Origin of the sequence: Sulfitobacter sp. W002 (assembly GCF_025142135.1) — a bacterium.
Classification (GTDB): domain Bacteria; phylum Pseudomonadota; class Alphaproteobacteria; order Rhodobacterales; family Rhodobacteraceae; genus Sulfitobacter; species Sulfitobacter profundi.
Genome location: NZ_CP081126.1, coordinates 1,179,166 through 1,198,063, shown reverse-complemented (window position 1 = coordinate 1,198,063; position 18,898 = coordinate 1,179,166). Strand labels below are relative to the sequence as shown.

The 18,898-nt window shown below is 62.3% G+C and carries 22 protein-coding genes; 14 read left to right on the top strand and 8 right to left on the bottom strand.

Annotation, left to right across the window (positions count from 1 at the left end):
* Positions 1 to 111 precede the first annotated feature (111 nt).
* The gene (locus K3758_RS05920) at positions 112 to 414 is read right to left on the bottom strand and encodes a hypothetical protein (protein WP_409202625.1); all 303 of its coding nucleotides are present in this window, start codon (positions 412 to 414) and stop codon (positions 112 to 114) included.
* 34 nt (positions 415 to 448) lie between these two features.
* Positions 449 to 991 carry an OmpA family protein gene (locus K3758_RS05915; RefSeq protein WP_386283763.1) on the bottom strand — a complete coding sequence of 181 codons (543 nt, stop codon included), beginning with the start codon at positions 989 to 991 and terminating at the stop codon, positions 449 to 451.
* 457 nt (positions 992 to 1,448) lie between these two features.
* Here K3758_RS05915 and K3758_RS05910 point away from each other — a divergent pair, with 457 nt between their 5' ends.
* A complete protein-coding gene (locus tag K3758_RS05910; RefSeq protein ID WP_259948626.1) occupies positions 1,449 to 1,793 on the top strand; it encodes a hypothetical protein in 345 nt (114 codons plus the stop codon).
* A gap of 53 nt (positions 1,794 to 1,846) precedes the next feature.
* Here K3758_RS05910 and miaB read toward each other — a convergent pair whose 3' ends face one another.
* On the bottom strand, positions 1,847 to 3,151 hold the full coding sequence (gene miaB / locus K3758_RS05905) for a tRNA (N6-isopentenyl adenosine(37)-C2)-methylthiotransferase MiaB (RefSeq protein WP_259948623.1): 1,305 nt from the start codon (positions 3,149 to 3,151) through the stop codon (positions 1,847 to 1,849).
* A 122-nt stretch (positions 3,152 to 3,273) separates the two neighbouring features.
* On the opposite strand from miaB, the gene K3758_RS05900 reads away from it, so the two are divergent.
* The 4 genes from K3758_RS05900 (at position 3,274) to K3758_RS05885 (ending at position 6,609) form a co-directional block, all read left to right on the top strand.
* Entirely contained in the window at positions 3,274 to 4,143 is an 870-nt protein-coding gene (locus K3758_RS05900) for a hypothetical protein (RefSeq protein WP_259948621.1), read from the top strand.
* Positions 4,144 to 4,507: 364 nt separating this feature from the next.
* Entirely contained in the window at positions 4,508 to 5,200 is a 693-nt protein-coding gene (locus tag K3758_RS05895; RefSeq protein ID WP_067627309.1) for a phosphatidylserine decarboxylase, read from the top strand.
* Positions 5,201 to 5,210: 10 nt separating this feature from the next.
* Positions 5,211 to 5,990, top strand: coding sequence for a CDP-diacylglycerol--serine O-phosphatidyltransferase (gene pssA / locus K3758_RS05890; protein ID WP_259948618.1), 780 nt, complete (start codon positions 5,211 to 5,213; stop codon positions 5,988 to 5,990).
* A gap of 1 nt (position 5,991) precedes the next feature.
* Positions 5,992 to 6,609, top strand: coding sequence for a class I SAM-dependent methyltransferase (locus K3758_RS05885; RefSeq protein WP_259948615.1), 618 nt, complete (start codon positions 5,992 to 5,994; stop codon positions 6,607 to 6,609).
* A gap of 31 nt (positions 6,610 to 6,640) precedes the next feature.
* Here K3758_RS05885 and irrA read toward each other — a convergent pair whose 3' ends face one another.
* Positions 6,641 to 7,060 (bottom strand): iron response transcriptional regulator IrrA, encoded by a 420-nt coding sequence (gene irrA / locus K3758_RS05880; protein WP_259948613.1) that lies wholly within the window; start codon positions 7,058 to 7,060, stop codon positions 6,641 to 6,643.
* 163 nt (positions 7,061 to 7,223) lie between these two features.
* Between irrA and fabA the strand changes: the two genes are divergently transcribed.
* The gene (gene fabA, locus K3758_RS05875) at positions 7,224 to 7,733 is read left to right on the top strand and encodes a bifunctional 3-hydroxydecanoyl-ACP dehydratase/trans-2-decenoyl-ACP isomerase (protein WP_259948611.1); all 510 of its coding nucleotides are present in this window, start codon (positions 7,224 to 7,226) and stop codon (positions 7,731 to 7,733) included.
* Between the two features lie 67 nt (positions 7,734 to 7,800).
* Here the strand turns inward: fabA and K3758_RS05870 are convergent, their stop codons facing one another.
* Together K3758_RS05870 and K3758_RS05865 are read right to left on the bottom strand one after the other, a co-directional pair.
* Positions 7,801 to 8,403, bottom strand: coding sequence for an SDR family oxidoreductase (locus K3758_RS05870; RefSeq protein ID WP_409202617.1), 603 nt, complete (start codon positions 8,401 to 8,403; stop codon positions 7,801 to 7,803).
* A gap of 67 nt (positions 8,404 to 8,470) precedes the next feature.
* Positions 8,471 to 9,850 (bottom strand): NAD-dependent succinate-semialdehyde dehydrogenase, encoded by a 1,380-nt coding sequence (locus tag K3758_RS05865; protein ID WP_259948608.1) that lies wholly within the window; start codon positions 9,848 to 9,850, stop codon positions 8,471 to 8,473.
* Positions 9,851 to 10,014: 164 nt separating this feature from the next.
* Here K3758_RS05865 and fabB point away from each other — a divergent pair, with 164 nt between their 5' ends.
* Positions 10,015 to 11,244, top strand: a complete 1,230-nt coding sequence (gene fabB, locus K3758_RS05860) for a beta-ketoacyl-ACP synthase I (RefSeq protein ID WP_259948605.1) — start codon at positions 10,015 to 10,017, stop codon at positions 11,242 to 11,244.
* A gap of 9 nt (positions 11,245 to 11,253) precedes the next feature.
* Complete coding sequence (locus K3758_RS05855) at positions 11,254 to 12,045, top strand: enoyl-ACP reductase (protein WP_259948604.1); 792 nt, start codon at positions 11,254 to 11,256, stop codon at positions 12,043 to 12,045.
* Between the two features lie 186 nt (positions 12,046 to 12,231).
* Here K3758_RS05855 and K3758_RS05850 read toward each other — a convergent pair whose 3' ends face one another.
* Positions 12,232 to 13,347, bottom strand: a complete 1,116-nt coding sequence (locus K3758_RS05850) for a class I SAM-dependent RNA methyltransferase (protein ID WP_259948603.1) — start codon at positions 13,345 to 13,347, stop codon at positions 12,232 to 12,234.
* Between the two features lie 108 nt (positions 13,348 to 13,455).
* The gene (locus K3758_RS05845) at positions 13,456 to 13,884 is read right to left on the bottom strand and encodes a peptidylprolyl isomerase (RefSeq protein ID WP_120350568.1); all 429 of its coding nucleotides are present in this window, start codon (positions 13,882 to 13,884) and stop codon (positions 13,456 to 13,458) included.
* A 194-nt stretch (positions 13,885 to 14,078) separates the two neighbouring features.
* Here K3758_RS05845 and K3758_RS05840 point away from each other — a divergent pair, with 194 nt between their 5' ends.
* The 6 genes from K3758_RS05840 (at position 14,079) to K3758_RS05815 (ending at position 18,845) form a co-directional block, all read left to right on the top strand.
* On the top strand, positions 14,079 to 14,765 hold the full coding sequence (locus K3758_RS05840) for a haloacid dehalogenase type II (RefSeq protein ID WP_120350567.1): 687 nt from the start codon (positions 14,079 to 14,081) through the stop codon (positions 14,763 to 14,765).
* On the top strand, positions 14,765 to 15,586 hold the full coding sequence (locus K3758_RS05835) for an alpha/beta fold hydrolase (RefSeq protein ID WP_259948601.1): 822 nt from the start codon (positions 14,765 to 14,767) through the stop codon (positions 15,584 to 15,586). The genes K3758_RS05840 and K3758_RS05835 overlap by 1 nt, the downstream gene beginning before the upstream one ends.
* A complete protein-coding gene (locus K3758_RS05830) occupies positions 15,583 to 16,554 on the top strand; it encodes a threonine/serine dehydratase (protein WP_259948599.1) in 972 nt (323 codons plus the stop codon). Before K3758_RS05835 ends, K3758_RS05830 begins: the two co-directional genes overlap by 4 nt.
* Positions 16,555 to 16,661: 107 nt before the next feature.
* Complete coding sequence (gene pcaD / locus K3758_RS05825) at positions 16,662 to 17,465, top strand: 3-oxoadipate enol-lactonase (protein WP_259948596.1); 804 nt, start codon at positions 16,662 to 16,664, stop codon at positions 17,463 to 17,465.
* A 2-nt stretch (positions 17,466 to 17,467) separates the two neighbouring features.
* On the top strand, positions 17,468 to 17,620 hold the full coding sequence (locus K3758_RS05820) for a hypothetical protein (protein ID WP_259948594.1): 153 nt from the start codon (positions 17,468 to 17,470) through the stop codon (positions 17,618 to 17,620).
* 4 nt (positions 17,621 to 17,624) lie between these two features.
* Positions 17,625 to 18,845, top strand: a complete 1,221-nt coding sequence (locus K3758_RS05815; RefSeq protein ID WP_120350563.1) for a TCR/Tet family MFS transporter — start codon at positions 17,625 to 17,627, stop codon at positions 18,843 to 18,845.
* Positions 18,846 to 18,898 lie beyond the last annotated feature (53 nt).

The following is an 18,898-nucleotide window of genomic DNA, read 5'->3' as shown; positions in this document are numbered from 1 at the left end:
AGCACTAAATGGTGAGATAGTCAGGCGGGCAGGATTTACCAACCCGTAGCGACAAAAAGGGCCGAAGCGCAACGCGCTCCGGCCCGGTGTGTTTGATATGGCCCGCCAAGGTCAGTTCGGGTCTTTGATCTTGGAGCCACCTTTGAAGTGGCCCGCGGTATGTGTCGGCGGCGCCACGCCCGAGCAGACCGGCTTGCCGAATTTATCAAGCCGCGCCGAGAGATAGCCCTCGACCCCGTCATCGATGATCCAGTGGTCGCAGCCGTTTGGATCAACCCAGATGCCCGCTTGAAGGGTGCTGAGGTGCTTTGTGTCGATGCCGCGGTCAACGGTCTTGTCCGAAGGATACCCCCGGCCCAGACTGCCTTCGTAATCGGTACAGGCCGACAGGCCGACGGCACAGGCGGTGACCATGAGAAGTTTCGTCTTAATCACTTTTATGGTCCCTTCAGCGAATGCAGATAATTTCGACACGGCGGTTTTTGGCCATGTTCGCAGCGGAATTGTTCGGCACGGCGGGCATCCGTTCGCCGTAGCCACGCACATCGGCGATCTTGGCCCCGACTTGGTTGGCGACACGCGCCACCGAGTTTGCGCGGTTGTAGGACAGACGCATGTTATAGGCATCCGAGGCACGGCTGTCAGTATGGCCGGTGATGATGTAAGACACCGCCCCGGTCGACTGGAAGAAATTCGCCAAACGCGCGCGACCCTGAGCGGAGATGTTGTATTTGTCGGTGGCAAAGAACTGGTCCGCCTCCATCACACCGCAGACATCGCCACGGCGGCATACCGGGATACCCTGACGGGTCGTATGCGGGGTCATATACCCCTCGGCCCCGTCATCCATGACCCAATGTTCACAGCCATCGGGATCGACCCAGATGGTCGGCGTGTAGACGCCCTTGTCACGGCCCTGTTGCGAGGGTGTCTGCGCATCGGCCGACGTGCTGGCCACAGTCAGCGCCGCCGCCATCGTCAGGCTGGCCATGGCGCGCAGTGCTTTGGAAATAGTGGGTCCCACAGCTTTTGTCCTATTCTAAATATTGGTTCTTATTTTTGGCAAATGCGACCCCTCCCCGGACCCGCGCCTTATTAGTATAGGGTTAGGTTAGGTAAAAACTGCCCTGCTGTGAAGCTGTGAAATCAACATTTTGTGGCCGAGCCTTGACCGATTACAACGAATCCTTCGCGCAATAACGGTGAAATCGATGACTGCGGCGGCCGTTTTCTGTTCACCGGAAAGGCCAAAATTACCCTATTGCCTATGCCTTGGCGACAATCCCCGGCAAGCCCTCGAGATTGTTCTCAACCCCCTGACAGTGCCTTCGAATCTTCTTGAAACGCGCACCTTTAGACCTAAACCTCTATCCATCGGATCGCGAGGGTGGGACTTCGCGCGGCTTTGCCGATCTTGATTGCTGCAATGATAACTGGGGGACCAACTCATGATGAAAATGCTACTCGCCACCGCCGTCACCGGCCTGCTTGCCATGCCTACTTTTGCCGGGGGTGTGAAATACGCCTACCACAACCAAGGCAAGGCGCATCCAACGGGCAATGTGATCCACGTCAGCTGCTACCGCGGCCCGTGGAATGATGTGATCTGGGACCGGCCAAACTCGGTCTTCGTGGATAGCCTCGTGGCCGTCGGCTATGACTTTGCCACCGCCCATGCCGTGGCCGAACGGGTCTGCCGGGATCACACACTCGTCGGCAACCCTGAGGGGCTGAAAGCGACGATGAAGCGGATCTTTGCGGATGCCGCATCGCACCGCAAACACAACTACTGACAAGCCAAGGGTGCGCGGCGACGCGCACCCGCAACGGCCCTAGTGGCGGCCCGTTAGACCAAGACAGCTGCCAAAGAGTTCGTCTTGGCTTCGGTGACCCTTACGTGCTGGATGTCACCTATCTGCGCCGTGCAGTTCTCGATATGAACCGCGTGCAGATACTCTGACTTGCCAAGCATCTGACCGGGCAAACGGCCCTTCTTCTCCACCAGAACCGACACCTCGCGCCCCACCATTGACTGCTGGATTTCTCGTTGGTGCTGGGTGATTAACCCTTGCAGGCGCTGCAAACGATCGTCGGCCACGGCTGCATCGACCAGCGGGCGTTCGGCCGCCGGGGTGCCGGGGCGGGTGGAATATTTGAACGAATAGGCATAGCCGTAGCGCACCTGCCGGACGAGCTCCATCGTCGCCTCAAAGTCGGCATCGCTTTCCTCGGGGAAGCCGACGATGAAATCGCCCGATAGCACGATATCAGGCCGCGCCTCGCGGATGCGTTCGAGCAGCTTCAGATAGCTTTCGGCGGTGTGGCTGCGGTTCATCCGTTTCAGAATGTGATCGCTGCCCGACTGTACCGGCAGGTGCAGGTAGGGCATCAGCTCGGGCACCTCACCATGGGCCGCAATCAGATCGTCGCCCATGTCGTTGGGGTGGCTGGTGGTGTAGCGGATACGCTCCAACCCGTCGACCTTGGCCAGCGCGCGGATCAGACCGGCCAGCGTCATACCGCCGTGGTAGGCATTGACGTTCTGGCCCAGCAGGGTGACTTCGCGCACGCCGCGTTCGACCAGATCGCGGGCCTCTTCCAGCACCTTCTCGGCGGGGCGAGAAACTTCGGCCCCCCGCGTATAGGGCACCACGCAGAAGGCGCAGAACTTGTCGCAGCCCTCTTGCACGGTGAGGAAGGCCGCGGGCGCGCGTTTCATCTTAGGGCGGCCCTTGAGGTGGTCGAATTTGTCTTCTGCCGGGAAATCGGTGTCGAGCGCGCTCTGCCCGCTCTGCACCTTCGCCTCCATCTCTGGCAGACGGTGATAGCTTTGCGGGCCAACCACCAGATCGACAGCCGGCTGGCGGCGCATGATCTCTTCGCCCTCGGCTTGGGCCACGCAGCCCGCCACGCCGATCTTCAGATCGGGGCGCGCGTCTTTCAACGGCTTCAGGCGGCCCAGTTCGGAATAGACCTTCTCTGCGGCCTTTTCGCGGATGTGGCAGGTGTTGAGCAGGATCATATCCGCGTCATCGGCCCGGTCGGTCGTGACATAGCCCTGACCGCCAAGGCTCTCGGCCATGCGTTCGCTGTCATAGACGTTCATCTGGCAACCATAGGTCTTGATGAACAGCTTTTTCGGTTGTGTCATGGCGGGCATCCAAGGGTTTTGACGGATTTCGGGCAGATGGCGTCGTCTAACAGCGGTGGCCGCGTCTTGCAATGGACCCGGAATTGACCGACCTTGCGGCACGGAAATACCAGCGGGGGCCTATGCGGTATCGCGATCTAGATCATCTTATCAAAGAGGCCCGCCCGGCGCTGGAGGCAGGCCCCATCGCCATGATCTTGGTCGAGGATGAGGTCGAGGTCGACACCACCCTGCGCCACCACCAGCAAGCGGGCTTTGACAGTGTGGTGGCGCTGATGCCCCCCGCTTTTGACCTGCCCCGCGACTTGCAGGAAAGCGTGCTGCGGGTGGACTATGACACCACCGCCGAAGCCGCGCTGGAAGGGGCCGTGAACCGCATGATCGCCGCGGTGCCGGGGCAATGGCTTTATTACTGCTACAACGCCGAATATCTATTCCACCCCTTCAGCGAGACGCGCAACGTCAAGGAATTGCTGGCCTTTCACGGAAAAGAGCGGCGCGATGCCATGCTGGCCTATGTGGTCGACCTCTATGCGCTGGACCTCCAAAGGCATCCCGATGCCGTCTCACTCGATCAGGCGCATCTGGACCGCTCGGGCTATTACGCGCTGGCGCGCAAGGATCCATCGCGGCAGGGGCATCCCAAGGAACGGCAGCTTGATTTCTTTGGCGGGCTGCGTTGGCGGTTTGAGGAACATGTGCCACCGCAGAGCCGCAAGATCGACCGCATCCCGCTGTTTCGCGCCAAACCGGGGCTGCTGCTGCGCGGCGATCACACGTTCGACGACGAGGAATACAATACCTACGCCTGCGAATGGCACCACAATGTCACCGCGGCGGTCTGCTCTTTCCGCACGGCCAAGGCACTGAAAAGCAATCCCGGCAGCCGTTATGATATCCCGACATTCCAGTGGCATAATTCCGAACCGTTCGAGTGGCATTCCCGGCAGTTGATGGATTTGGGTCTGATGGAGCCGGGGCAGTGGTTTTGAGCGGGAGCCGCCGGTTCTAAAGGCGCCGATTGGAGCCGCGTTCTATTCAAACTGTCCCGCCCGGTGGCACACCGGGCATCGCCCTCCCTCCCCCCGGAGGGCGATCTTGCAACGTTTGGGCAGACGGACCAGTCAGGGTCCAGAATGACCGCCCCACACCACGCGACCGCTCATCGCCCACCAGGGAGGGCGACACCCTCAGCGCATGGCAGCTAACCTTTTCGACGCTCGGACAGGACGCCGCCTGTATCCGGTGCTCTCACCGTTCAGCTCGCAACCGCCCAAAACCCGCGCCTGCCCAAAACCTCCTTGCACTCACCCGCCATGCACCTATGACGGATGACAGCCTGAACGGGAGGGTCCGATGTCCGTCAACTTGCTCGACACATTCATCAAACCGATGCACCGCGAGGGCATCAAATTCGTGGCGATCTTCGCCGCCGTCACACTGGTGCTCTTCGCCATCGAAGAGGTGCTGGGCTGGATCGGCGTCGGTCTCACCATCTGGTGCTACTACTTTTTCCGCGACCCAGAGCGTGTCACGCCGGATAGGCCCGACCTGATCGTCAGCCCTGCCGACGGCATCGTTTCGCTCATTGAACCTGCCGTGCCGCCCGCTGAACTGGGCATGCCGGATGTGCCGCTGACCCGCGTCAGCGTCTTCATGAGCGTGTTCAACTGCCACATCAACCGCGCCCCCGTTGCGGGCAAGGTGCAGGCCGTGGCCTACCGCCCGGGCAAATTCTTCAACGCCTCGCTCGACAAGGCCAGCGCCGATAATGAGCGTAACAGCCTGTGCATCCGCATGGACGACGGGCGCGATCTGGCCGTGGTGCAAATCGCGGGCCTTGTGGCGCGGCGCATCGTTTGTTTCGTCAAATCCGGCGACGGGCTGGAAACCGGCGAACGCTTTGGCTTGATCCGCTTCGGCTCTCGGCTAGATGTCTACTTGCCCGAAGGCGTCGACCCGATGGTGCGCATTGGGCAGACCATGGTCGCCGGGGAAACCGTGCTGGCCGAGTTGAAACAACCGGTGATCGACACCGCCCCACTTTAGGAAAGCCTCCATGCGCCCCCCTTCTGAAAAGACCGGCGCAGACCTTGCGCTGATCCAGCTTCTGCCGAACGCTCTGACGATCACCGCGATTTGCGCAGGGCTTTCGGCGATCCGTTTTGGGGTGCAGGGCAACTATGTGCTGGCGGTACAGCTGATCTTGCTGGCCTGTGTGCTCGATGGGTTGGACGGACGGCTCGCGCGGCTCTTGCGCTCTTCCAGCCCGATGGGCGCGGAACTGGATTCGCTGGCCGATTTCCTGAACTTCGGGGTGGCCCCGCCACTGATCCTCTATTTCTGGGCGCTGCAAGACATGCGCAGCGCGGCGTGGATTTCCGTGCTGATCTATGCGGTCTGCTGCGTGGTGCGGCTGGCGCGGTTCAACGTGAACGACAAAGCCGAAGCCGAAAAGGCCAAGAACGGCGACGCGGTGGGTGAAAGCGGGTCGTTCTTTACCGGCATCCCCTCGCCTGCCGGTGCGTTGCTGGTGCTGCTGCCGATGACCGCCTCTTTTGCCTTTCACAACCGGCCCATCGTGCCGGATTGGCTGATCTGCCTGCATATGGTGCTGATCGGATTTTTGATGATCAGCCGCATCCCCACATGGTCGTTCAAAACCACCAAAGTCTCGCGGCGCCATGTGAAATATCTGCTGGTGGGCGTGGCGATTTTTGCCGCCGCACTGGCGACCTATGCGTGGACCACGCTTGTTGTGCTCTGTGTGGCCTATATCGGCATGGTGATCTGGGGCCTATTGCGGGCGAAGAAAACGAATAAAACCAAAAGGATTTAAGATGGATATCAAGGCGGTCGAGACTTCGTATGCCCGCTGGGCGCCGATCTATGACAAAACCTTTGGCGCGCTGACCAGCGGTGGTCGCCGCCATGTGGTCGCCCATATCAACAAGGGCGCGGGCTCGGTGCTGGAAGTCGGCGTTGGCACGGGCCTCTCCCTGCCCCACTACGCGCCGCATCTATCGGTCACCGGCATTGATTTCAGCGATGAAATGCTCGCCAAGGCCCGCCAGCGCGTGACGCGGGAAGGGGTGAAACATGTGACAGACCTGCGCCAGATGGATGCGCGCGCCCTTGATTTCCCCGACGCCAGCTTCGACACCATCGCCGCCATGCATGTGCTGTCGGTCGTGCCCGAACCTGAGCGCGTCATGGAAGAGATCGCCCGCGTGCTCAAACCCGGCGGTCAGGTGGTCATCGCCAACCACTTCATGCGGACCACCGGCGTGCTAGGCTTTCTTGAAAAGGTCTCGGCCCCCTTCGCCAATACGCTTGGCTGGCATTCAGATTTCGAGATGGAGACCGTGTTGCAACAAGACGCGCTGCAGGTCGAAGACGAACGCGCCTTGCCGCCAATGGGCATGATGACGTTTCTGGTGCTGCGCAAACGCGGCTGATCGCTCACGCGGCGGGGCGTGCCCCGCCCGTTCAGGATTTCCGGCGCAGGCGGATCACCACATCGACCGAGGCAATCTCGGCCCCATCGGGCGCATCGGGAAGCTGCGCGATCACCAATTGCTCAGAGGGCGCGTCGGTCAGCTTGCTGTCGTCTTCCCAAAAGAAATGCGGGTGGTCGTGCGTGTTGGTGTCGAAATAGCTTTTCGAGCCATCCACGGTCACTTCCTGCAACAGCCCCGCGTCGCAAAAGGCGCGCAAAGTGTTGTAGACGGTGGCAAGAGAGACGGCATCGCCCTGCCCCTTTGCGGCCTCGAACAGGCTTTCGGCGGTGACATGGCGGTCTTGGCCATCGCCCACCAAAAGGCTCGCCAGCGTGACACGTTGGCGCGTAGGGCGCAGCCCGGCCTGAGCCAGCCAGCGCGTTCCGACCTCTTGTTCCTGTTCGGACATCAGTTCCCTGCCTTTCAGGGTCATATAAAGGAGGAAATCCCCGGTTTTCAATTGAAAACCTCAAGCCAATCGTCGCAGCCCCCCGCGCGCGGGCCTTGCAGCATGCCGGAACGCGATGTTAAACGGGGCCGATGTTATAACAGAGCAGCAGGAGAGCCGCAGGATGGCCGACTACCCCACGAGTTTCGACAAGGAAGATCTGCTGAAATGCGCCCGCGGTGAGCTTTTCGGCCCCGGGAACGCACAGCTTCCCGCCCCGCCGATGCTCATGATGGACCGGATCACCGATGTCTCGGCCGATGGCGGCGCCCATGGCAAGGGCCATATCACCGCCGAGTTCGACATCACGCCCGACCTGTGGTTTTTCGAATGTCACTTCCCCGGTAACCCGATCATGCCCGGCTGTCTGGGCCTTGATGGTCTGTGGCAACTGACCGGTTTCAACCTCGGCTGGCGCGGCTGGCAGGGGCGCGGCTATGCGCTTGGTGTGGGCGAAGTGAAGCTGACGGGCATGGTACGCCCTGAGCGCAAGATGCTGACCTACAAAATCGATTTCACCAAGGCGATCCAGACCCGCCGCCTGACCATGGGCGTGGCCGATGGCGTCGTCGAAGCCGATGGCGAGGTGATCTATCAGGTAAAAGACATGAAAGTCGCGCTGAGCGAAAGCTGAGCCGAGGCGACATTCCTACAAGAAAAAGGGGGCCCGCGTGGCCCCCTTTTGCGTTTGCGTCACCCATTCAAAGCGTCTGCATCTCTTGCACCTTGCCATCGTGGCGCCCGGTCACTGCCGCCTCGGCCAATACGGCGGCGACATCGGCGCGATGCGCTTCGCCTTTTTGGTCCACCCCTTCGCCCAGATTGATCCCATTGGTCTTTGGGTCATCGGTCAACGCAACGGGCCGCAGGATCGAATGGGTCAGCCCAGAGGCTTGCAGGTGCGCGTCTGCCGCCTGCTTCGCCTTCAGGTAATGGGTCATCTCATGGTCTTCCGGCGGATTGTCGGCACCGACGGAGCTCAGCATGACGAAACGCTCAACACCCGCCTCGCGCGCCAGATCGACCAGATGTTGCGCGCCCTCGCGGTCAACCTTCTCGGTCATCTCGGGCCCTGTGCTCCCGCCAGACCCGGCAGCAAAGACCACCGCATCGACGCCGTCGCAGACGCCCGACTGCAGATTGGTCAAATCACCCTTCCGCTGCTCGGTGCCCTCAGGCAGAACCGAAGTGTCTGAACTGTCGCGCACCAGCGCGATGGGCTCGGCCCCCCGGTCTTTCAATTCACTGACGAGCAAACGCCCGGTTTTGCCGGTCGCACCGGCGACAAGTACTTTCATAGTCATCTAGAACCTCTTGCAATCTATCGTTCAAATCGGCGAGCGACGTACAGCACCGCCCGCCTTTTACCACTTAGGACGGCAGAAAAATCGCCTTGGCGTTGACAAATTCGCTCATGCCAAAGCCGCCATGTTCGCGGCCATAACCGGAGTTCTTGACCCCGCCGAAGGGCATATTTGGATCAGCCAAACCAAACCCGTTGATCCGGATCATCCCAGTGTCAAACTCGGCTCGGGCCAACTCCAACGCGCGGTCCTCGTCTTTCGAGAAGATACCGCCGCCGAGACCATAGCGGCTGTCATTGGCAATACGCATCGCATCTTCGTCATCCTTGGCGCGGATCACCGAAGCCACGGGGCCAAAGATTTCATCGTCATAGGCAGGCGAGCCGGGCTTCACATTGCCCAACACGGTCGATGGATAGTAAGCCCCCGTGCGGTCAGGCACTTCGCCGCCACAGAGCAGTTCGCAGCCCTTTTCGACGCTTTCCTTGACTTGATCGCGCACCGTCTCGAACTGCTCTTGGCTCGACAGCGGTCCTAGGCCGGTGCTCTTGTCCATCGGGTCGCCCATCTCGATCGATTTCATCTGCTCGACAAAGGCTTTCACGAAGGCATCGTAATTCTTGTCGGTCACGATAAAGCGTTTCGCCGAGATGCAGGTCTGGCCATTGTTGTAGATCCGGCCAGCAGCAGAGAATTTCACCGCCGTGTCGATATCTGCATCATCCAACACGATAAAGGCATCGTTCGAGCCCAGCTCCAGCACCGATTTCTTGAGATGCTTTGCCGCCAGCGAACCAATATGGCTGCCCGCTTTGTCTGACCCAGTCATGGTCACGCCGCGTACCAGATCATGGGCGATCAGCTTGTCGCTGGTGTCATGGTCGATAATGACGACGTTAAACAGGTCGTTCGGCAGGCCCGCCTCTTCGCAGATTTCTTTGAGACGCAGCGCGCTGCCGGTACAAATTTGGGCGTGTTTCAACACGTTGCCATTGCCTGCCATCAGGTTTGCCGCCAGAACGCGGACCGGCTGGTAAAAAGGGAAGTTCCACGGCTGAACCGAATAGATCACGCCAATCGGCTGATAGGTCACCACGCCGTTTTTCTTGCCATCCATCAACTCGCGGGTCTCGTCTTTGAGCTTTTCCGGGCCCGCATCGGCGGTCCAGTCGAAGATCGCGGCGCAGAGGTCAACTTCGTCAAGGCTGTCTTGATAGAGCTTACCCACTTCGCGGGTCATCAACTCGGCCAGTTCCTTTTTATTATCGCGCAGCTTTTCGGCGATCTTTTTCAAATAGGGGGCGCGTTCAGTATGGGAGAGCTTACGCCAATCCTTAAAGGCCTCATGCGTGGCTTCGACCGCGCGGAGCGCCTCGGCTTCGGACATGACGTTGTAGGTGTTCAGTACCTCTTCGGTGGCGGGGTTTACCGTCTTGATCTCGGGCATTCTGTTCTCCTTTATGTCTCGCTGGGCAAACACTGCCCGTCCATCGCGCGTTCCATCACAGAACCTTGACCGGCAACTTCCGCCCGGGTGGTTTCGGCAAACCGCTTGCGCCATCCCGCCGTGCTGTCATACACCGGGGCTGATAAAACAAAGGAGTGCTGCGCATGCGCCGCGTCGTCGTCACAGGGTTGGGGATTGTCTCATCCATCGGAAATAACGCCGAAGAAGTGCTCGAAGCACTCAAGAACGGCACATCCGGGATCGAAGCCAGCCCGGAGATGGCCGAACACGGGTTCCGCAGCCGCGTCGCCGGCACGCTCAAGATCAATCTGGCCGATCACATCGACAAGCGTACCCTGCGCTTCATGGGGCCGGGCGCGGGCTATGCCTATGTCGCGATGGATCAGGCGATCAAAGATGCGGGTCTGGATGAGAGCCAGATCAGCAACCCGCGCACCGGTCTGGTGGCAGGCTCCGGCGGGCCATCGACCTCCGCCATGTTCGCCGCGCATAACATTGTGAAAGACACCGGGGCGACCAAGCGTATCGGGCCCTTCGCGGTGCCGAAATGCATGTCTTCGACTGTCAGTGCGAACCTTTCGACCGCTTTCAAGATCAAGGGCATTAACTATTCCATCACCTCCGCCTGCTCCACCTCGCTGCATTGCATCGGCAACGCGGCTGAGCAGATCATGCTGGGCAAGCAAGACGTGATGTTTGCCGGTGGCGGCGAAGAGTTGGACTGGACGCTGTCGTGCCTCTTTGACGCGATGGGCGCGATGTCGTCCAAGTACAACGACGCGCCCGAGACCGCGAGCCGCGCTTTCGACGCCGACCGCGATGGTTTCGTGATCTCCGGCGGCGGCGGCATGCTGGTGCTCGAAGACCTCGACCACGCGCTGGCGCGCGGCGCGAAAATCTATGCCGAAGTGACCGGCTATGCCGCCACCAGCGACGGCCACGACATGGTGGCCCCTTCCGGCGAAGGCGGCGAGCGTGCCATGCGTCTGGCGCTCGACACGCTGCCCGAGGGCCGCAAGGTCGGCTATATCAACGCGCATGGCACCTCCACCCCCGTCGGCGATGTGGGCGAGATCGAAGCGGTTCGTCGCGTCTTCGGCCAGGGCAGCACGCCTCCGGTCAGCTCGACCAAGTCGATGACCGGCCACGCGCAGGGCGCGGCGGGCGCGCTGGAGGCGATCTTTAGCCTGCTGATGCTCGACAATGATTTCATCGCCCGCTCGATCAACGTGCAAAACCTCGACCCGGCGCTTGATCCGTCGGAAATCGCGCTGGAGCGCGTCGATAACGCGGGCCTCGATTCCGTGATGACCAACTCCTTCGGGTTTGGTGGCACCAACGGGTCGATGATCCTGTCAAAGTATAAGGGCTGAGGGCGCGATATGTCAGGAATGCTTGCAGGAAAACGCGGCCTTATCATGGGTGTGGCCAATGAACGGTCCATCGCTTGGGGCATCGCCAAGGCGATGGCCGAGGCCGGGGCCGAACTGGCCTTTACCTATCAGGGCGAGGCCTTTGGCAAGCGTCTTGAGCCGCTGGCGCAGAGTGTCGGGTCCGACTTCATGGTCGATGTCGATGTGACCGATGACGCCTCGCTCGACCGGGCGTTTGAGGAACTGGGCGCGCGCTGGCCGACGATTGACTTCGTCGTGCATGCCATTGCTTTCTCGGACAAATCCGAGTTGACGGGGCGGTTCTTGAACACCAGCCGGGCGAACTTCAAGAACTCGATGGATATCTCGGCCTATTCCTTCATCGACGTGGCGCGCCGGGCGCATCCGCTGATGGTTGAGAATGGCGGCACGTTGCTGACGCTGACCTACATGGGGTCGAACCGCGTAACGCCGAATTACAACGTCATGGGCGTGGCCAAGGCGGCGTTGGAAAGTGCCACGCGCTATCTGGCGAATGATCTGGGGCCGGAGGGGATCCGCGTGAACGCGATTTCACCGGGGCCGATGAAGACGCTGGCAGGGGCTGCGATTGGCGGCGCGCGCAAGACCTATAAGCACACGGATCAGAATGCGCCGCTGCGGTCGAATGCGACGTTGGAAGCGGTTGGTGGCACGGCGGTTTATCTGGCGTCGGATGCGGGGGCCTGTACGACGGGGGAGATTGTCCGCGTTGATGGTGGTTTCCACGTGTTGGGGATGCCGCAGGCGGATCATCTTTAAAGGGTTTTGACATCCTCGGCCCGGAATCAAGCCGTAGGCGCCGGGCCATCGCCTGCCCGTCCCCACGGGGAGGCGATTTGGCAAGACTGGGCGCGCCTTCGCGAGGGCGTGTTACCGCTGCACCATAAAGTGGCACGGATCACCGCTGCAATCGCCACCCCACGGGCAGGCGCTGGCCCTTAGTCTTTACCGCAGCGCATCCGTTTGCCAGAGCCATATCTTCATCCCGCCATGCGCAATCGCTGACCCCTGCGGCTTCCACGGCAGCCCTGTCGCCCGCGCCAGAGGCGGCTCTGACGTCACCAGCCCCACACGCCAGCCGCGGAACCGCGTCTTCAGCGTCTCACCCAGCGTCCCATACAAAGGATAAAGCAGCTTCTTATTCCCGATCCGCCCCCCATAAGGCGGATTCACGATCACCAAACCCGGCGGGCCTTCGGGCGGCTGCACCTCCCCTGCCCCGTGGCAGGCGAAATGACACCACGCACCCACACCCGCCCGCTCGGCATTGGCGGTGCTCATGCGGATCGCGCCCGCGTCCCGATCCGAGCCGTAGAACCGCGCCGTAGGTACCGTTACATCCCCGCCGCCGCGCATCTCCTCCCAAACCCCAGCATCAAAACTCGCCAAGTCCTCAAAGGCAAAGCTTCGGCTGCGCCCCGGTTTCACCCCCGCCGCAATCTCTGCCGCTTCGATCAGAAACGTCCCCGAGCCGCACATTGGATCCACCACCGGCTCTCCCGGCCTGTACCCACATGACCGTAGCATTAGCGCTGCCATATTCTCGCGCATCGGCGCCTTGCCCACCGCTTCCTTGTGGCCGCGCTTGTGCAACGCCTCGCCGGAGGTATCGAGGCTGAACATCACCGCATTGTCGTGGATGCGCACCTTCAAGACCAAGGCCGCCTCCGCATCAACCGTAATCCCGTGGCTTTCACGCAGCGCCGTCTCAACCCGCTGCTGCGCCGCCCCGGCATGGTAAATCTTCGACGCCTTGCACGTCACCTGCACCTTCACCGGCACATCGGCGCGCAGCACGTCACCAAAGGGAAACTTGCGGCAGCGCTTGTCCAACTGCGCCAGATGGAAGGCCATAAACCCGCCGATCCGCGCCAGCACCCGGCCCGCGCCGCGCAGCTCTAGGTTCGCGCGCCAGACCTCGGGCCAGCCGCCCTGCACGGTTACGCCGCCGGGCTGCGCCTGCGCGTCGGCAAAACCTTTTTCCTGCGCCTCGGCGCAGAGCAAATTCTCAAGCCCGGGCGGGCAGACAAGGAAAATCTCGAATGTATCTGGGGTATCCATGGCCCCTGCATAAGCGCCTGCGCGCTGCGGTGCGAGGGGAAAAAGACGCACATCGCGCCTTGTAGGCCCACCGGGGAGACATCCCCCCGGCGGGCAGTGTCAGATCGCTTAGGCGATCTTGACCAGTTCGATGTCGAACTGCAGGTCTTTGCCCGCCAGCGGGTGGTTGGCGTCGAGGGTCACGGTGGTCTCGTCCACTTCCACCACGGTCACCGGCAGCGCCTGACCTTCGGGGGTCTGCATCTGCAACTGCGTGCCGGGATCAAGCGGGATGTCCGCCGGGATGCCTTCGCGCGGCACCGATTGGCGCATCTCGGGGTTCACCGGGCCATAAGCTTCTTCGCTGGGCACTTGAACGACCTTCTTGTCGCCTTCGGTCATGCCGGGCAGCGCGCTGTCGAGGCCGGGGATGATCTGACCCGAACCCACAACGAACTCCAGCGGGTCACGACCCTCGGAACTGTCAAATGTGGTGCCGTCCTGCAGCGTGCCGGTATAGTGAATCTGTACTGTGTCGCCGGATTTGACCTCAGCCATTGTCGTCTCCAATTTGTCAGGGGAAAAAGGGAAGGAGGCCGCGTATCTGCGCGGGTGCTCCAAATTCCGCGACAGCATGAAGATTGTGACCCCGAGAGTAAACCCCCAGTCCCGGCCGATTGGGGAATTCGCCCCTTTCCGCCGCTGCGCCCGCGTGCCACTCTGCCGCGACACGGAAAGGGAGAGCCTGTCAGATGCCCATCACCACCTGCGTTTTCGACGCTTACGGAACCCTGTTCGACGTGGCCGCCGCCGCCCGCGAGGCCGCGCGGGAGCCCGCCTTTGCCGCCATCGCCGAGACTTGGCCGCAGCTGGCAGAACACTGGCGCCTCAAGCAGTTGCAGTATTCATGGCTGCGCGCCGTGACCGGGGCGCATGACGATTTCTGGCAGGTCACCCAAGAGGGTCTGGACTGGTCGTTGGAGAAGATGGGCGTCGCTGACGACCCTGCCCTACGCGAGCGCCTCTTAGCGCTTTATTGGGAGCTTCAGGCTTTTGCGGAGGTTCCCGCCATGCTGCGCGCGCTGAAAGACGGCGGCCTGAACACCGCGATCTTATCCAACGGCTCGCCCGCGATGCTGGACGGGGCGGTGCAATCTGCGGGGATCAGTGACCTTTTGGATGTGTCGCTCTCGGTCGAAAGTGTCGGGGTCTTCAAACCCCATGTATCGGTCTATGATCTTGTCGGGCAGCACTACGGCTGCGCCAAGGACGAGGTGCTGTTCGTCTCCTCCAACGGCTGGGATGCAGCAGCGGCGACGGGCTATGGTTTCACGACCGCATGGGTGAACCGGGGCGGCGATCCGGTGGACCGACTGCCATGGAAACCGGCGCATCAGTTGCGAGACCTCAGCGGCATCCCTGCATTGGCCGGCCTCTGATGGCGCGGTTCACCACCTCCGACGGGCTGTCCCTGCATTATACGGATGAGGGCGACGGGCTGCCCATACTTTGTCTCGCTGGCCTCACCCGCACCGGCGCGGATTTCGATTTTCTAGCCCCCCATTTGGCCGATCACCGCCTGATCCGCATGGACTACCGGGGCCGAGGGCGTTCGGATTTCGACAAGAATTGGCAGAACTACACGCTGCCGGTGGAATGCCGCGATGTGCTGGAACTGCTGGCGCATCTGGGGTTGGGCAAGGTCGCCATCATCGGCACCTCGCGCGGCGGGCTCAATGCGATGGGGCTGGCGATGATCGCCCATGATCACCTGCTGGGCGTGGCGCTGAATGATGTCGGGCCGGAGCTGGACGCCAAGGGGATCGAGTTCATCATGGGATATCTGGGCCGCAACCCCGCCGCCAAGACCTATGAAGAGGCCGCCGCCGCCATGGCCCGGGCCTTTCCCGAATTTCGCGGCGTGCCGGAAAGCCGTTGGCTGGAAGAGGTGCAGCGCCATTACACAGCCACCGACGGCGGGCTGAAAATCACCTATGACCCGCATCTGCGCGATGCCATCGCCACAGCGGGGCAGCCGACGCCCGACCTCTGGCCGTTTTTCGACGCGCTTCAGGGCATGCCGCTGGCCGCGATCCGGGGGGCCAATTCGACCCTGCTCAGCCGCGAAACGCTGATGCAGATGCAGGCGCGACGGCCGGATATGATCGTGGCCGAAGTGCCGGATCGTGGCCATGTGCCGTTTCTCGATGAACCCGAGGCGCTGGCCGCGCTGCACGAATGGATAGGACAATTGCAATGAACATCGATATGATCCGCGCCGCCGCCGCCCGGGCAGAGGGCCATGTGCGCCGAACGCCCCTGTTGAACTCGCCCTTTCTGGACGAGATCGCGGGCCGTCGCATTTGGGTCAAGCCAGAGTGCCTGCAACATACCGGCAGTTTCAAGTTTCGCGGCGCGTGGTCGGCCCTGTCATCGCTGGATCCTGACGCGCGGGCGAAGGGTGTCATCGCCTATTCCAGCGGCAACCACGCGCAGGGCGTGGCGCTGGCGTCGAAAATGCACGGTGCCCCCGCCGTGATCGTCATGCCCAAAGACAGCCCGCGCCTGAAAATCGCCAACACCCGCGCCTATGGGGCCGAGGTCGTGCTCTATGACCGCGCGAATGAGAGTCGCGAAGAAATTGGCGCGCAACTGGCCGAAGAACGCGGCCTCACGCTGATCAAACCCTATGACGAGCCGCAGGTGATCGCGGGCCAAGGCACTACGGGGCTGGAGATTGCGCAGCAGGCAGCCGAGACGGGGATCAACTCTGCCGAAGTCATCGTCTGCTGCGGCGGCGGTGGCCTGACCTCTGGCATCGCCTTGGCGTTGGAGGCCGAGGCCCCCGGCTTTCGCGTGCGCCCGGCAGAGCCGGAAGGCTTTGACGATGCGGCCCGGTCGCTGGCCTCTGGCAAGATCGAGCAAAATCCGAGCGCCTTGGGATCAATATGCGACGCCATCGTCACACCCGCGCCGGGCGAGCTGACCTTTCCGATCATGCAACGGCTTGTCGGGCCGGGGCTGGTGGTGAGCGACGACGAGGCGCTGCAGGCGATGGGCCATGCCTTTAACCGGCTGAAGGTCGTGGCCGAGCCGGGCGGTGCCGTGGCGCTGGCGGCGGCACTGTTCCGTGGGGCTGAGATTGAGGGCGACGATGTGATCGTCACTATTTCTGGCGGGAACGTGGATGCGGATATGTTCGCGCGGGCGCTGCAGACGTTGGGGTAAAGACAAGGGCAGGGCCGGTCTAGGGGGCATTTTTGATCTGTCCCGCCTTTGACCTGCGCCCCTCGCGCGATATGCTGGCCACCACCGCCGCTCACAGGAGACCACCCATGCAGATATTCGACACCGGTGACGTCCAACTTCACTACCGCGTCGAGGGCCCCGAAAACGGCGCGCCTGTGGTCTTTGCCAATTCGCTCGGCACCGACATGCGCCTGTGGGATCCGATCCTACCGCTCCTCGCCCCCGGTCTGCGCATCATCCGTTTTGATAAACGCGGCCATGGCCTCTCGTTCTGCCCGCCCGCACCCTATTCGATGGGGTCGCTGATTACCGATACCGAACGGCTGCTCGATCACCTGCAGGTGCGCAACTGCGTTTTTGTCGGGCTCTCGATTGGCGGCATGATCGCGCAGGGGCTGGCTGTCAAACGGCTCGACATGATCCGCGCGCTGGTGCTGAGCAACACCGCCACCAAGATCGGCAACCGCGACATCTGGGACACGCGCATCGCCGCCGTGGAACAGGGCGGCATCGAAAGCCTCGCCGACGCGGTGATGGAGCGCTGGTTCTCCGCACAATTCCGCGCCACGCCGGAATTGGCGCTCTGGCGCAACATGCTCACCCGCCAGCCCGACGCGGGCTATGCGGGCTGTTCGGCGGCGATTTCGCACAGCGATTTCATGACCCCCACCTCCGGCCTGCGCCTGCCCGCGCTTGGCATCGCAGGGTCCGAGGACGGCTCCACCCCGCCCGATCTGGTGCGCGAGTTGATGGACCTGATCCCCGCCTCAAAATTCAAACTGATCCGCCGCGCGGGGCACCTGCCTTGTGTCGAGCAGCCGCAAGAATACGCCGACGTGCTGAACGAATTCCTCGCCAACGTCGGGCATATTCCCAAGGCGCAGGGCTGAGCATGGCACCATGCGATCACGACACCCCGGCTTTCCGCGACGGGCAGGCCAATCGCGCCCAGCTGACTGGCCCCAACCGCACCCGGACCGATGCGCAGCCGCGTCACCTTGCACCGGGCGCCCTTGCCTTTGCCCCTCACGCGGACCACATCTGACCGGATGCCGCTGCCGCTGATCTTTATTCTTGTGACGGTGATGATCGATGCCATGGGCGTCGGTCTGATCCTGCCCGTGATGCCCGACCTGATCCGCGAAGTGCGCGGCGGGGGGCTGAGTGATGCAGCCCTTTGGGGCGGCGTGCTGGCCACGGGGTTTGCCGCGATGCAATTCCTTTTCGGCCCGGTTTTGGGTGGCCTGTCCGACCGTTTTGGCCGCCGTCCGGTCTTGCTGCTGGCGCTGGTCGTGATGACGGTGGATTACGGCGTCATGGCACTGGCGGGCAGCGTCTGGCTGCTGCTGATCGGGCGGCTGGTGGGCGGTGTGACGGCGGCAACCCATGCCACGGCCTCGGCCTATATGGCCGACATCTCTCCGGCGCAGGACCGCGCGGCGCGTTTCGGACTGATCGGCGCAGCCTTTGGCGCGGGCTTTGTTCTGGGGCCGCTGATGGGCGGCATCTTGGGCGAATATGGCACCCGCGCGCCGTTTTGGGCGGCGGCGGTGCTGGCGGCGGGCAATGCGGCCCTCGGCTGGGCTGTGCTGCGCGAAACCCTGCCCCAGACGCAACGCCGCGCCTTTGATTGGCGGCGGGCCAATCCGCTGGGTGCGCTGCGTGCCCTTGGCCGCCTGCCCGAGATCGGCAGGCTTCTGGCGGTCTATTTCATCTACCACGTGGGCTTTGCCGCCTATCCGGCGGTCTGGGCATATTTCGGGGTTGAGCGATTTGGCTGGTCCCCCACGATGATCGGCCTGTCGCTGGGTCTTTTTGGCGTGCAGATGGCGCTTGTCCAAGGCGCCTTGATCGGCCCCGTGATCCGCCGCTTGGGCGCGCGTGCCACCGTGATCTTGGGCCATGTCTTTGCCCTTGCCGCCTTTGCCGCGCTGACTGTGCTGACCTCAGGCACCTGGGCGCTGATCATGACCCCGCTTGCCGCCCTTGCCGGGGTCATCCCCCCCGCGCTTCAAGGCATCATGTCGGCCCGCGTCAGCGCCGATGCCCAAGGCGAGCTGCACGGCGCGCTCAGTTCCTCCACCGCGCTGGCGATGATCATCTCTCCCTTGGCGATGACCGCGGTCTTTGCGTATTTCACGGCCCCCGATACCGCGCTCTACCTGCCCGGCGCGCCCTTCCTGCTGGCGCTGTTTCTGACCCTCGGCGGGCTGGTGATCTTTGCCAGCCGCCCTCCCCTCACGTCACAAACCGGCACTTCGCCGCATTAGGCCCATTCCCCGCCTTGCGCCACCGGCCCTTCCGCGTCAGGCTGGCGAAAACC